We start from the raw sequence: 13496 nt of genomic DNA, 5'->3' as shown, positions 1-13496 counted from the left end.
TTTTATAACAGCTTTATAAATTAAACAAATCTGCCATAGAGACAGATTTGTTTAATTTATAATTAGAGATTTGCAACGTTATGATATACTTTTTGCACATCATCATCATCTTCAAGGGCATCAACAAGTCCTTCAAAGATTTCTAAATCTTCTGGTGAAAGTTCAACTTCTGATTGAGCAATCATTTCTAATTCTGTTGTTGAAAATTCAGTAATTCCAGCTGCTTTTAGCGCTGCAATTCCTTTGTGCAGGTCTGTAGCTTCAGTATAAATAACGATGTTTCCTTCTTCTTCGGTTACATCACGAACATCAACTTCAGCATCAAGCAAAATTTCAAAAATATGGTCAGGGTCTGTTCCTTTAAATACAATCACTCCAGTATTGTCAAACATATAGCTGACAGCACCTGCCGCTCCGATATTCCCGCCTTTTTTATTAAAAATTGTGCGGATATTAGCAATCGTACGGTTAACATTAGACGTCAACGTTTCAGCGATAACCATTGAACCATTGGGTCCAAAGCCTTCATAACGCCCTTGCACGAACGTTTCATCTCCGCCACCTTTGGCTTTATCAATGGCTTTATCAATAACATGTTTTGGAACCTGTGCTTGTTTCGCACGTTCAATAACGAATTTTAAAGCTGAGTTTGATTCCGGGTCTGGTTCACCTTGTTTAGCCGCAGCATAGATTTCTACACCAAATTTTGCATATACTTTAGACGTTGCACCGTCTTTAGCCGTTTTTTTAGCAACAATATTTGCCCATTTACGTCCCACTGGAAACATCTCCTCAAAGAATTATTTACATTAATGGCAGGTTAATAACCTGCATGTTTTTCTGCCGCATTATATCATAATATATAAATTCTCGTCTATGAGAAATAAAAATATCCAGCTTTTACGGGGGATTACTTTGATTTTAACAATGGCCAATATGGTGGGTAAGTCATTTTTTAATTTTCTTCTGGTTCTTTTTTATTTTTAATAATTGAATCGCAGCAATAACGTCTTATTGATGGTGGTTTCGTTCATCAGGTGAGGTGGAACGCTTGCACGTCTTGCGACATATTGTGGCAGAAACTTAATGGCGAAATTAAGAGCCTATCCCATTAGGGCTATTTTACTTGCCATTTTGGACCTGGGCAGTGCTCAAAATCCTCACGTACTACGTGTACGCTCCGGTTTTTGCGCGCTGTCCGTGTCCAAACTGGCTGCGCCAATAACGCCTGGTGGGATAGTCTCTAAGACGATATATTCCCGCCTTGAGCCGCGTTAATTTGTTGCATACTTTTAAATGGAGGTATACCTCTTGTAGGCTATACCTCCTGCTTCACGTTATCGCGCGATTAACGCAAATACGCCCCAGCCAAAGTATTCTCGCGTCCAGGTGACGTGACGTTTGGGGGCTACCGTCAGTTCTGTTCGAACCTCTTGCGCAAACTCATCGTCAGGGTTTTCCTCCAGCCAGCGGCGCATGGTCATCCACTTCGCGGCTTCATATCTGTCCCAGCCTTGCGGGTCCGCCAGCACCATTTCCACTACGTCATAGCCGAGTTGCTCGAAAAAGGCGACCAGCTCGGGCAGGGGACGAAAATCGGCGACGGATGAGACGCCACAGGCGTGGGCGATCTCTTCCGTTGCGGGGATCTGACGCCAGTACGGTTCACCGATGAGAATGATCCCGCCAGGTTTGAGGCTTTTGGCCAGCAGATCTATTGTCCCCGCGACACCGCCCGCAATCCAGGTGGCGCCTACGCAGGCCGCCACGTCATATTTTTCCTCGTCGATATAACCGGCCGCGTCGTTATGAATAAAATGTACGTATTCACTGACGCCGAGCTCTTCTGCACGTTGTTTTGCCTGTGTGGTGAAGAGCGGGCTTATATCAATGCCAGTACCTGTAACACCGTAATCGCGAGCCCAGGTGCAGAGCATCTCACCCGAACCGCTACCGAGATCGAGAATCCGCGTGCCTGGTTTCATGCGTAACGCATGGCCCAGCGTGGCGTACTTTTCCGCTGTAAACGGATTATGGATACGGTGTTCGCTTTCGCTAATGGTAAAAATACGTGGGATATCCATTGGGTTATTCCTTTTACTGAGGGCAATACCCTCAGAAGTGGTTGCTTTTTCAGCCAGCAGCGCAAACAGCTTACCTGCAAAAGTCTCGCCGACCGGCCAGGTGTGGCTGTCCGGGCGCTGCAACACAGTGAAGCCAGCATCACCAAGCAGGCTGATATATTCATCATCGCGCCAGGCCTTCATTTGACTGCCGAAACGGGTCGTACAGCCGTTTTCCGCTATCGCCCAGAACTGCGTTGAGCTGGTTTGGGCCTCTTCATCCCAGGCATTTTCCGTTAACAGCAGATGAGGTACGGCAAGAAACAGGCCGTGCGGACAACGCTGCCAGCCTGGCTGCGCCATGCCCTGGCGTTTAACTTCATCGAAGGTATGCACTTCAACAAGCAGTTTGCCGTCCGGTTTCAACCACTGCGCGCAATGACTGATGAGGCTTTGCGCATCCGCAGCGCTGAAGACATTCAGTTCCCCAAACGTCATCATAATGAAATCAAAAGGTTCCGTGGGGTGGTATGTACGAATATCTTGCTGAATGTAGTCAATATTCAGGTTTGCGGCTTGCGCCTGCTGGCGAGCCCATGTGATGGATGCCGGAGAGAAATCTACGCCTGTGCAGTGAAACCCACGCTCCGCTAACAGGCGGGTATAAAAACCGGGTCCACAGCCGAGATCCAGAATGCGGGCGCCAGCGGGTAACTGACGGGTAATCCATGTTACCTGTTGCTCAATCACGGTTAGCCGGCGGCTGGCCCAGTCGTGGTCCTGCGACAGATGATTTTCCAGCATGCGTTGGCTGAAGGCTGGCTCGTCCCAGGGGATTTTGCCTTCATCGGGTAATAGCCGAATGCGATGCGTTGCAAAAATAACGGCGCTGATATCCATCATCATCTCCTTAGCGATTGTCAGGCTGGGCGCGAACGTTGTTCAGCCCGGTTGTATTAATGCGGTAGGGCTGACCATTAACGGATTTGATCAGCTTTTTGGTTTTGAGTTTTTTGAATACAGCGAGCGTGCAATCGGCGAGCAACAGCCCTTCGCGGCTATAGCACTCAACGGCGGTGACGCGGCCTGACGCATCGCGGATGTGCGTAATGCGTCCGCCTTTGGCGAGAACGTGTAAGGTGCGTTGTTCCTGACGGGATAAATTCATACTGAAGAACCTGTTTAATCATCATAGGCAAAACGTGCAAACACACTGCGGTGTCCGCATTCGATTTCGGCGCATTGATAATCAGTCCGGCCTGAAAAGGTCGGGGAACTGATTATCGGATGATGACATTCTCCAGCATCAAAGCCTCGGGTTGAGTTGAAAGGTATTTACGTCGTGAATGATAACACCTGTTTTCTGTAAGTGAATAACCGGGAGTGAAAAGTGTGATCTCAAAGGGAGGATCATGCGTTTAGTAAGTCATTTGAATAGATACCGCCGCTACCATAATGAATATTGATTAAACTCATATACCCGATAATGGCCGCTTTGATAGTCTCGACGTATCTTTTTAGCCATTGACAGGGTTGTTGCGTTGGAAATCTTTTTTTAACCCACTGAAAAATATCACTTAAATATTTTTCATGCATAAACATTTATGGTCCGCTGAGTTCGGATCCGGTTTTGTATGGGTTAAAAAAGGTACGTTATGAAAGTCATATGGACTGTCACTCCTGTGGGGTATCAGCGCATAGCGAAACGTTGCCCTTCATGCAGCGTAAAACGGGATTTCACGCCTTCTGGGGCATTTCGGGTTAATTCGCAAAAGAAGGTACTCGATGTCTGGAGTATCTATAAATGCACACACTGCGATTACACCTGGAATATCTCCTTGTTCTCACGCCTGCCAGTCAGCAAAATTAACCGCGATCTTTATGGTCGACTGATGGCGAATGATGCCGCCACGGTGCAATATTTTGCTTATGACAACGCGATCCTGAAGCGAAACAATGCTGAATTATCGGGGCAGCCTGATTTTCACATTCAGGAACGGTGGCTGGTCAGTATCGCCTCCCACAAGCAGGTCAGTGTTAGCGTCAGGATTTCCCGTTCTTTTCAGGTCAGCCTGCTGTCGATTTTGAAGAAGCAACTCCTGTTAAGCGCAGCCGAAATCAAGAGACGGATTGAAACAGGGCAAATAAGTGGCGTCACGATGAAAATGCTTAAATCGCGAAAACTGAAGAATGCGAAATATGACTTGCAGCTCTCTGTTGAAACACTGTATGACCGGCGAAGGATTGTTCTGACCCGTCGATAAAAACAATAAGCTCACCTTACGTTTAAGTGTGCTGGTATGGCAGTGACGTAACGGAATGAAAGCAGGGCTAAGGGACAGGTGAGCTTTAGTTGAATAACCCTTGTCTGTGGCATTCAGTGAAGACTGAATGCCATGGATAATCCAGATTTTCGCACCAGTGATGATCAGCAGAATGACAAAGGGAGATGGGTTATAATTAACTGTAGAGTAAATAAATATTCACGCAACACCATTAAAAAATAAGAAAAAATGACTCACTGTTGAGCTGATATTAATACCCGAACCACTGAATTAGAGTAATGTGACGCTATTTATAGCGTAATCTGTTCTGTTGCGGTTAAAGGGGGAGGAATGCACACCTTTAGACCATACTCACTAAGGCATAGCGATCTGTTATATGAAGATATTCCGTTAGAAATACGCGAGCAAATAATATTATTGATTATCAATACGCTAGGAAATTGCTCCTCTTTTTATGATATGACATTATACTGCTATCATAATAGTCATTCTGATGAAGTTTATCGAAGAATATGTAAAACGTTGCGCAAAGAGTATGGCTTATTCACCTTATATGCGCATTCAACGTCATATCTGGATGAAATGAGTAATCTGTTATTAAAAACAGATGATAAAAGAAAGCATATTGATACCATTGAACTTGCTTTTAACTATATAGATACCTACCTTCGGACCTATGAAGTTACGCTTGGGTTAGAACCGGATAAGGCGATTAGTGAATTAAATAATCTATTTCATGAGCATGGTTTAAAATATCGATATGAAAATGGTAGAATTGTAAGGTTGCGCAGAATAAAACGGCTTAAAAACATATGTTATTATTTGTACTCTCCTGGAGAGTATGGCTTTGTCGAATATGATCTTATGGAAGCGTATAATCGCCTGATGCTTAATGATTTTGCCTGTGTCGTAAAGGAATGTCATGCAGCCTTCAGAAGCGTTCTTCTCAGAATTCATGAGAGAAAAGGTATCGTGTATCATGAACAAGATAGTTTAAATACACTAATGGCTAATCTGATGGCGAGAGGCGTTATATCTGCTGAATATGTACATAAATTTCATTTTTTAAGTGACGTGCTGGAATCAGAAATATTTCTGCCGATGGCGCCAGAAAAATCGCATCATCACTACGCAATGATGCTCCGTATCTCTGAAGAGTTGGCCTGTAGTATTTATTATCTTACTGAGCGGAGTATATTTTTTCTTACCCAGCGGGCTGAAGAAGATGGTGCCGCGCCATAATAATGATCGCGCTGTCGCTCAGTCAGACTGCATCATCGTTATTTGAATTTGTTCAGACGTCGGAATTTTTTGTTCTGCCGTCTGTTTTTTTAGTGATGAGCTGTTCAGTGCAATAATAAGGGGTACAGTACGATGACTGATTTTTAAACTGCATATCATCTGTGTCGCATTTACTCATGGGTATTGGGTCAGGGAGAGAGAAGAATGAGTACTATTTTAAAGCCTTTTTTATTGGCGGTAACCCTGATGTTAATCTTAATAAGGCCTGGCTTTGCAACAGAGGATGGAGCGATAACCATGGTTAAAACCTACAGCGCTTATGACTATTTGCAGACCCGAGCGCGGTTGATGCACGCTGTCGCCGATCACGGTCTGGTGTTATTTGGGGAATTTGATCATGCCAGAGCGGCACAGAATGTTAACCTGAAAATGCCGCCGACAACGGTTCTGGTCTTTGGCAATCCTAAAGGCGGAACGCCTCTCATGCTGGCGCATCCCGAACTGGCGCTGGATTTACCGTTTCGGGTGCTCATTAGCCAGCAAGCCGATGGGCGAACGTTAGTCAGTTATCATCCCGCCGAAACGCTGCAACGTTATGGTCTTGATGCCACAGCCATACAGGCTTTGAAAAAACTGGAACAGCTCGTTGAAAAAAGTCTCCACTAAAGCTGAAAATCGGGCGATGTGTTTGCACAAGTGATGTCGCGAATAAATGCGCTCACATCGTCCATTACCTGATGCGATAAGGCGGCATCGAAGGTGGCGCTATCAGCATCACAGAACCCGTGCCGCGCATCGTACATTTTACACTGCACCCGGGGTCGCTTTTCCAGCGCCTGTCGCATGGCGAGGGGATCAAACGCCGGCTCATAACGCGCGATAATAACCAGTGCCGGACAGAGAGGCGCAAGATGAAGGTACTGGCGTATACGGGAACCGTAATAGCAAATGACGCCATCGCATAACCCACTGGCTGCACTTAGCCATGCGAGCGTTGCTCCGACGCTATATCCTACGACGATTAACGTCTCATACTGCGTTCTGAGATCGTGGAGTAACGTGGTAACGACGGCGGGATCAAAGCCGACATTTGCTGAAAAGTGACGGTAAGCCTCCTCCTGCTGTTCATAGCGAAAGGGGGTATGGTGAGGAAACAGCGCGGGAATATAGATGTCGAATCCGCGCGTCATCCATTCATGGCCTGCGCGTTGGATATGAGCGTTAATACCATAAATTTCATGCAGAATAATCGCTGCCCGGCGATGGCGGCTCGACAGACTGGAGGCGTTGCTTCCCCCGGATACGCCTGGGGCGAAAAACACGGTGTCTTTTATCATAACGCGTTCTTGATACAAAGAGAGCGGCTGGATTTTCGCCGATCACGCTATGTCAGAGGCGTTGTTCCTGTCAATGTACAGACACATTTTATGGCCTGATTTTTGGTTGATAAATTTTATATTGGTAAACCAATATGCTGTTCATATTCAGGCATCAGGGCTAAAGGTGGAACATCAGTCGTGTATTGTCTATTGCCTTTCCTTTTATCTGGCCTCACTAGCGAAACGGGGCGCATTATTATTTTGTTGGTTGACCAGTTTCGCGTTTTTGGTGTGCTACGCGTGCTATCCCTCTTTACAAATGCTATAGTCTGATACCGGGAAATCGCATCGGACGGGCACGACCAATATGAAATCAAACACTTCTCAGCAAAGACCTTACCAGGAAGTGGGCGCAATGATACGGGATCTGATTGTTCAGACGCCGTACCGCCCTGGGGAGCGCTTGCCGCCGGAAAGAGAGATCGCTGAGAGGCTCAATGTGACGCGTACCGTCGTGCGTGAAGCGCTGATCATGTTGGAAATTAAAGGTCTGGTTGAAGTCCGCCGCGGCGCCGGGATCTACGTGCTCGACAGCGCGGATAATAACGAGATGGAAGGCGCTGACGTCAATCACTGTAATGACGCCGGGCCGTTTGAACTGTTACAGGCGCGTCAGTTGCTGGAAAGCAATATCGCTGAATTTGCCGCTCTGCAGGCCACCCGCGAGGACATCATTAAAATGCGCCAGGCGTTACAACTGGAAGAGCGAGAGCTCGCCTCCAGCGCGCCGGGCGGCTCAGAAAGCGGCGATATGCAGTTTCATCTGGCCATTGCCGAAGCGACCCATAACAGTATGTTGGTAGAGCTCTTCCGCCAGTCCTGGCAATGGCGTGAAAATAATCCGATGTGGCTCCAGCTTCATAGCCATCTGGGCGATACGCTTTACCGTAAGGAGTGGCTGGTTGATCATAAGCAGATCCTCGCGGCGTTAATTAAGAAAGACGCCCGCGCAGCGAAGCTGGCGATGTGGCAGCACCTGGAAAACGTGAAGCAGCGTCTGCTGGAGTTTTCCAATGTTGATGACATCTACTTTGATGGCTATCTGTTTGAGTCATGGCCGCTGGACAACGTTGATGCCTGATTATACCTGGAATAGCGTGGGCAGACCCAGTCCACGTTTTACTTCCTGTAGCGTCTTTTGAGTGACCTCATGCGCCCGCTCGCTACCTTTTTTCAGCAATTCCATTAGCATTCCCTTATCCGCAATAAAGGTTGCCCGCCGTTCGCGTATTGGCGCGATCAGTTCTTGCAGGCAGGTCTCCAGCTCATTTTTACAGACACGATCGCCTAATCCGCCTTGTTGATAATGTACTTTCATCGCCGCGACTTTGGCTTTATCCGGATGGAACGCATCCAGCCACGTAAAGACGACGTTACCTTCTATTTTTCCCGGATCGCTAATTTTTAAATGATTGGGATCGGTGTACATCGCGCTGACCGCACGGTGGATGGTCTCTTCGCTGGCGGAAAGAAGCAGGGTATTGCCGAGCGATTTCGACATCTTGGCGCTGCCGTCAATGCCGGGCAGACGGCCCGTATCGCTCAGGAGCGCCTGACAGGGTCGCAATACCGGCGAGGAGAAAAGACTATTCATCTTATGAACGATCTCATTCGTTTGCTCAATCATTGGCAATTGGTCGTCGCCAACCGGTACCATTTCGGCCTTAAAGGCGGTGATATCTGCCGCCTGGCTAATGGGATACGCCATGAACCCGACCGGCAGGGAACGGGTAAAGCCTTTTTGGGCAATCTCATTTTTTACCGTAGGATTACGCTCCACCCGGGCGACGGTAACGATATTCATATACAGCACCGTTAATTCGGCGAGGGCGGGTAACGCGGATTGCAGGCAGATCGTCGTCAGCGCGGGATCGATGCCGACGGCCAGATAGTCAGCTAACACTTGCGGAATATTATCGCGGATTTTTTGCGGATTACTGCCGTTATCGGTGAGTCCCTGCAGGTCGGCAATCAGGACATACTGTTGGTGATCCTGCTGTAGCGCGACGCGCTGGCGCAGTGAACCGACATAATGGCCGAGGTGCAACGAGCCGGTGGGGCGATCGCCAGTCAGAATGATGGGAAGGGTGTTCATTAAGGACTCCTTTATGCTTACTGTAAAGCCGAAAGACGTCCCGAAACACAGTAGCCGCCTTTCGGCGGCTACTTAAAGAGGGATAGTGATCCGTGCCGCCTTCAGGAAGGCAGCCACCAGCGGAGATGACGTTGCGTAGCGTTGGATCGTTTCGTGTTCATGTGATCTAACGTATCACGACTAAACGTAAGGGTAAAGCGGCTGGCGTGTCGTTCGGGTATAAAGTCATATCGCCTGAACAGAGAACATGTTACTGACTTTGAAACGCGATTTTATAATTTGCTGCTCAAAAATACGTGGCGCTGAAAGGCGCATTTTTGATGCAAATCATTTATTACTGTGATAACACTGCGCGCGATAAAAACATTAAATATATTCACATAGTAAATATGTTCTATTGGAATGGTTGTTTTCGATATGACAAAAGTCTAAAAAACCCATTGATGTGAAAAGGAATAAGAATTGTCTATATTCCGATTCTGTGTAATTAAGTAATTTCTCGGATAAAAATAAGAAATGATATTGATATTTCTTTTTTGATATGGTTCTTATAGCGGCTATGGTTATTCAGGAAACGATGCTTGAATGCCAGGCGTAATAGATTTCAGGTCAGTAGCGCTATTGTAAAATGGATTGTTGATGGCAGAAGGTATTTAGCAAGAATCCAGTTATAGCAGATTGTCGGTATTTAATCTGGTATACAGAGACACCAACGAAATGGCTGGAAAATGGAACGTTCTTTCATTGTTGGCGTTCCGTCCTTGTCAGCCTGCTTTGCCGCATGATAATCACGGAGGGGGGATGGACGCCATCTATTTAAAACTGGACGGTATTGAAGGCGAAAGCCGGATCAAAGGTTTTGAAAACCAAATAAAACTTATTGCTTACAACCACAACCCGACGAAACGGGAGTCCGGCGAAGCGAGAGGGACATATATTGGAGGATTGACGCTGACAAAGCCTGTCGATCTTGCTACGCCTGGCCTCTATGAGCACTATTGTAACGGGAAAACGGTGAAAGAAGGCGTGCTGACATTATGCCGTCGTGATAAGGGCGCAATGCTGCCATTTATTATTTATACGCTCACCAATGTGCGGATTTCACGCATGAGCAATCATGGCGACGCCGAAGGCAGCGCCACGGAGACCGTGGATTTGGTTTATAGCCATATTCGCTGGGATATTCCCGCATTAGCGTCGAAAAGCAAAACACGGCGGCCCCTTCACCGACAGGCGCTGTGGCGATGAGGATAAAACAAGCGTGCGGACTCGCAGTGGGCAATGCGGTGTAGCGAAATGGCATTTAGCGGCTTGCGAAGGTCGAGGAGCGCTCATGTAACCAATCGATTGCCAGAAAAGGCGATAACGCGTGGCCCTTACACCCGTTATGATTTTTACGCATAGCCGCTAATAAAACGGCATTTTTTATATACACATCAAGTTGATAGTGTGTTTCTGACCTTGACGTAAATAAGCGGGAAAAGCGATGAAACACACCATTGGGATACTGGGGGGGATGGGACCTGCGGCAACGGCGGATATGTTGGAAAAATTTGTTGAATTACGACATGCCAGTTGTGATCAACAACACATCCCGCTCATTGTCAGCTCTATTCCTGATATTCCCGATCGTACAGCATGTCTGTTATCCGGCGGGCCTTCGCCATTCCGTTATCTGGAGCGTTATCTGCATATGCTGGAAGACGCCGGGGCGGAGTGTATCGTTATCCCATGCAACACTGCGCATTATTGGTTTGATGATTTACAGAACGTCGCGAAAGCGCGAATGATCAGCATTCTGGACGCTACCCTGGGGGATATTCCGCCATCGGCGCGGCACGTTGGTCTGCTGGCGACCAATGCGACGCTGGCGACCGGGTTATATCAAAAGAAAGCTCTGGCGCGGGGGCTGACGTTAATTCAGCCGGAAGACGCGGGGCAGGCGTTGGTAATGCAGGCTATTTATACGCTTAAACGTGGCGATAAAACTGCGGCGCAAGCGCTGCTGCTGCCGCAAATCGATAGCCTTATTGCCCGTGGCGCGCAGGCAATTATTATGGGGTGTACCGAAATTCCGCTTATTGTGGCCGGACATGAACGCGCGATAGCGTGCCCGATGATTGATTCCACAGCGTCGCTGGTGCGCGCGGCGATTCGTTGGTATGAGTCCTGGCCGGACACCCGCGCCTCTTTGACCGGGGAACAACGCCTTACCGCCTGATGTGTTTACAGTGCGGCCTGAAGCCCACGCAGGTCGCGCCAAAATGTTTCGGCTACCTGACTCATGCGGGTATTCATGCGATAAGCATAAGCCTGGATCGGGATAACCAGTTCGTCGGCATCAAGCACGATCAGGCGCCCGTCAGTAATCTCCTGACGGATAGCATATTCGGGCAACCAGGCGATTCCGCAGCCGTCCATCGCAACCTGTTTTAACAATTCACTCATCGAAGAGACGAAAAATGTACTGAAACTCAGTTCAGCATGGCGAGTCAACGTACGATTTATCAGCCGGCCCATATAGGAGTTCTGACTGTAATTAAGCAGGGGAAAGTGCGGCTGCTCAAGCGTATAGCGCGGCTCGTCCCGGCCATTGTTGGCGCAAACCGGAAACAGTCTCGACTCAAACAGGCGGATGTTATCAAACGGCGCTTGTTGCAGGTTTTCATCGTGATAAGAAAAGATAAAATCGCTTTGCCCCTCACGTAACATATCCACCGCCTGGTCGACATCTATTGCCTCAACGGCGTAGGTAAACTGCGTCGGCATCTGCTTAACGATGGTCGGTAACAGGCCGAGGGAGAGCGAGTGGGCGGCGGCAATCTTGATTTTACGCAGCGTATAATCGCTGCCGCCGCGCAGTTCGGTCAGATTACTTTCCAGTTGCTGTAACAGGTGGCGAACCTGGGAGTGAAAGATTTTACCCTGTTCGGAAAGCTGTAGCGGCGAGACCTGTCGGTTAAATAGTTCAACGCCCACGGCATGTTCCAGGGCGCGAATCCGCCGGCTAAAAGCGGGTTGCGATACGTTGCGGATAATGGCGGCCTGAGAGAAATTGCGGCACTTTTCCAGCGTCAGAAAATCATACAGCCATTTTGTCTCAATATTGTGCAAACCTGCTCCAGTTACATCCATTTACCGTTATCCTGTCAGCCGCCCGAAAGGGCATTCTACGTCCATTCGGGCGGCTGACAACCGCTTATCCCGTCCTCTTTCAGAATGCCGTGATGGGGCAGCCTGAAACTAGCGGGAATTACGCCGGTTCAAAGGTACCTTTTACGCAGGCTTTCCCCTCATTGACCATGCGTTTGCCGCGCGCATACACCTGCTCAATGCGTAAATCTGCGCTAAAGACGAGCAGATCCGCATCGTTACCGGGACGGATTTCGCCTTTGCCGTCCAGACTGAGGAAGGCGGCTACGCTGGTCGTCAGCGGACGCAGAGCATCGGTCAGGCTGAATCCGTAGTGGTTAACCAGCGTCTGCAACGTCTCCAGCAAACTTTCGAAGCCCGCGACGCCGATGCCCGTCAGATTTCCGGCAGCGTCAAATAGCGGCTGGCTGCCGTTGCCGTCTGAACTGAGCGTCACCCGGGAAAGCGGGACGCCGGCTTTTATCGCTCTGGCAATGCCCTCCGCCGGCGCGACAGGATCCGGGATACTGGTGGTAATGTCGATTACGCCGCCTTTAAGCGCAAACGCCAGCGCCTGCTCGAAAAGAGATTCGCTACGGTTGACGTGGGTAGGCAGCAGTTTACCGATCGGCACGTCGCTGTGTTCCAGGATGTCATACAGCGGCTGTAACCCTTTTTTGCTGCTGCCCATATGAAAAACGCTGACACCGGGTTTGCCGCCCAGCAGGCCGCCAACGCGTGATTCGGCGGCCATGCTGGCGAGTTGATTCCCGCCGGGCGCGGCGGAACGGTGGTCGGAGACTGCGCATTTCACGCCAATGACGCGATCGATCAGCGCGACGTCTTTTTCTACCGAGCCAGTAATGGTCGGCGACGGAACGTGATAAGCGCCCGTGAGCATCCAGGCGGTGATCCCCTCCTCATTTAGCGCTCGCGTTTTGGCTAACAGCGACGCGGGATGACGGCTAACGGAGTCGGTGCCAAGCAGGCCGACGACCGTTGTTATCCCGGCTTCCGTCAGGCGGCTCAGGGAGACTTCCGGCGTCCGCGTCGTCGGCCCCGCTTCGCCGCCGCCGCCGATCAGATGAACGTGTTGGTCGATAAAGCCCGGGCACAGCATACGGCCGCTAAGATTAATCACCGTACAGTCCGGTACGATATCGCCGGGGATGTCAGCGCCGACGGCAATAATTTTGCCATTCGCGAGTAGAACATCGCAGATGCCCCGGTCTTCTGGCGCAAACAGGTGCGCACCCTGTAATAAGGTAAACTCCGCGGCGGATAAATCAGGCATGATAAC

13 protein-coding genes are annotated in these 13496 nt (G+C 49.0%); 6 read left to right on the top strand and 7 right to left on the bottom strand.

Going from position 1 to position 13496, the window contains the following annotated elements:
* Positions 1–62 precede the first annotated feature (62 nt).
* The 3 genes from OLG56_RS19010 to OLG56_RS19000 form a co-directional block, all read right to left on the bottom strand.
* Positions 63–779: a YebC/PmpR family DNA-binding transcriptional regulator gene (locus tag OLG56_RS19010; protein WP_000532939.1), complete on the bottom strand. Its 717-nt coding sequence runs from the start codon at positions 777–779 to the stop codon at positions 63–65.
* A 558-nt stretch (positions 780–1337) separates the two neighbouring features.
* Positions 1338–2969 carry a class I SAM-dependent methyltransferase gene (locus OLG56_RS19005; protein WP_077948865.1) on the bottom strand — a complete coding sequence of 544 codons (1632 nt, stop codon included), beginning with the start codon at positions 2967–2969 and terminating at the stop codon, positions 1338–1340.
* 4 nt (positions 2970–2973) lie between these two features.
* Complete coding sequence (locus OLG56_RS19000) at positions 2974–3231, bottom strand: YjhX family toxin (protein WP_001054380.1); 258 nt, start codon at positions 3229–3231, stop codon at positions 2974–2976.
* A 487-nt stretch (positions 3232–3718) separates the two neighbouring features.
* Here OLG56_RS19000 and OLG56_RS18995 point away from each other — a divergent pair, with 487 nt between their 5' ends.
* The 3 genes from OLG56_RS18995 to OLG56_RS18985 all read left to right on the top strand — a co-directional run bounded on the left by OLG56_RS18995 (position 3719) and on the right by OLG56_RS18985 (position 6256).
* Positions 3719–4327, top strand: a complete 609-nt coding sequence (locus tag OLG56_RS18995; RefSeq protein WP_000864865.1) for a DUF1062 domain-containing protein — start codon at positions 3719–3721, stop codon at positions 4325–4327.
* Between the two features lie 351 nt (positions 4328–4678).
* Positions 4679–5590 (top strand): STM4504/CBY_0614 family protein, encoded by a 912-nt coding sequence (locus OLG56_RS18990; protein ID WP_023214697.1) that lies wholly within the window; start codon positions 4679–4681, stop codon positions 5588–5590.
* Positions 5591–5794: 204 nt separating this feature from the next.
* Positions 5795–6256 (top strand): DUF302 domain-containing protein, encoded by a 462-nt coding sequence (locus tag OLG56_RS18985; protein ID WP_061377144.1) that lies wholly within the window; start codon positions 5795–5797, stop codon positions 6254–6256.
* Here the strand turns inward: OLG56_RS18985 and OLG56_RS18980 are convergent.
* Positions 6253–6927 carry a dienelactone hydrolase family protein gene (locus tag OLG56_RS18980; RefSeq protein ID WP_000588686.1) on the bottom strand — a complete coding sequence of 225 codons (675 nt, stop codon included), beginning with the start codon at positions 6925–6927 and terminating at the stop codon, positions 6253–6255. The genes OLG56_RS18985 and OLG56_RS18980 overlap by 4 nt on opposite strands.
* Before the next feature lie 349 nt (positions 6928–7276).
* Here OLG56_RS18980 and uxuR point away from each other — a divergent pair, with 349 nt between their 5' ends.
* On the top strand, positions 7277–8050 hold the full coding sequence (uxuR, locus tag OLG56_RS18975) for a Uxu operon transcriptional regulator (protein ID WP_000841654.1): 774 nt from the start codon (positions 7277–7279) through the stop codon (positions 8048–8050).
* On the opposite strand, the gene trpS is transcribed toward uxuR, so the two are convergent.
* A complete protein-coding gene (trpS, locus tag OLG56_RS18970; protein WP_001094612.1) occupies positions 8051–9064 on the bottom strand; it encodes a tryptophan--tRNA ligase in 1014 nt (337 codons plus the stop codon).
* 717 nt (positions 9065–9781) lie between these two features.
* On the opposite strand from trpS, the gene OLG56_RS18965 reads away from it, so the two are divergent.
* Together OLG56_RS18965 and cuyB are read left to right on the top strand one after the other, a co-directional pair.
* Positions 9782–10312: an Hcp family type VI secretion system effector gene (locus tag OLG56_RS18965; RefSeq protein WP_000907671.1), complete on the top strand. Its 531-nt coding sequence runs from the start codon at positions 9782–9784 to the stop codon at positions 10310–10312.
* A 238-nt stretch (positions 10313–10550) separates the two neighbouring features.
* A complete protein-coding gene (cuyB, locus tag OLG56_RS18960; RefSeq protein WP_000683243.1) occupies positions 10551–11285 on the top strand; it encodes a cysteate racemase in 735 nt (244 codons plus the stop codon).
* 5 nt (positions 11286–11290) lie between these two features.
* Here cuyB and hypT read toward each other — a convergent pair whose 3' ends face one another.
* Complete coding sequence (gene hypT / locus OLG56_RS18955) at positions 11291–12199, bottom strand: hypochlorite stress DNA-binding transcriptional regulator HypT (RefSeq protein ID WP_061377143.1); 909 nt, start codon at positions 12197–12199, stop codon at positions 11291–11293.
* Positions 12200–12317: 118 nt separating this feature from the next.
* Positions 12318–13490, bottom strand: a complete 1173-nt coding sequence (gene iadA / locus OLG56_RS18950; protein ID WP_001113063.1) for a beta-aspartyl-peptidase — start codon at positions 13488–13490, stop codon at positions 12318–12320.
* Between the last annotated feature and the right edge of the window lie 6 nt (positions 13491–13496).

Origin of the sequence: Salmonella sp. 2018103 (genome assembly GCF_026247685.1) — a bacterium.
Lineage (GTDB): Bacteria > Pseudomonadota > Gammaproteobacteria > Enterobacterales > Enterobacteriaceae > Salmonella > Salmonella enterica.
This window is presented reverse-complemented; position numbering and strand designations above follow the sequence as displayed.

Excerpts from the sequence above, each read along its gene's own strand:
- OLG56_RS18965 (WP_000907671.1), top strand. The coding sequence starts at position 9,782 with ATGGCTGGAAAATGGAACGTTCTTTCATTGTTGGCGTTCCGTCCTTGT.
- hypT (WP_061377143.1), bottom strand. The coding sequence starts at position 12,199 with ATGGATGTAACTGGAGCAGGTTTGCACAATATTGAGACAAAATGGCTG.
- OLG56_RS18980 (WP_000588686.1), bottom strand. The coding sequence starts at position 6,927 with ATGATAAAAGACACCGTGTTTTTCGCCCCAGGCGTATCCGGGGGAAGC.
- OLG56_RS19000 (WP_001054380.1), bottom strand. The coding sequence starts at position 3,231 with ATGAATTTATCCCGTCAGGAACAACGCACCTTACACGTTCTCGCCAAA.
- iadA (WP_001113063.1), bottom strand. The coding sequence starts at position 13,490 with ATGCCTGATTTATCCGCCGCGGAGTTTACCTTATTACAGGGTGCGCAC.
- uxuR (WP_000841654.1), top strand. The coding sequence starts at position 7,277 with ATGAAATCAAACACTTCTCAGCAAAGACCTTACCAGGAAGTGGGCGCA.
- OLG56_RS18990 (WP_023214697.1), top strand. The coding sequence starts at position 4,679 with ATGCACACCTTTAGACCATACTCACTAAGGCATAGCGATCTGTTATAT.
- OLG56_RS18995 (WP_000864865.1), top strand. The coding sequence starts at position 3,719 with ATGAAAGTCATATGGACTGTCACTCCTGTGGGGTATCAGCGCATAGCG.
- OLG56_RS19005 (WP_077948865.1), bottom strand. The coding sequence starts at position 2,969 with ATGATGATGGATATCAGCGCCGTTATTTTTGCAACGCATCGCATTCGG.
- trpS (WP_001094612.1), bottom strand. The coding sequence starts at position 9,064 with ATGAACACCCTTCCCATCATTCTGACTGGCGATCGCCCCACCGGCTCG.
- OLG56_RS18985 (WP_061377144.1), top strand. The coding sequence starts at position 5,795 with ATGAGTACTATTTTAAAGCCTTTTTTATTGGCGGTAACCCTGATGTTA.
- cuyB (WP_000683243.1), top strand. The coding sequence starts at position 10,551 with ATGAAACACACCATTGGGATACTGGGGGGGATGGGACCTGCGGCAACG.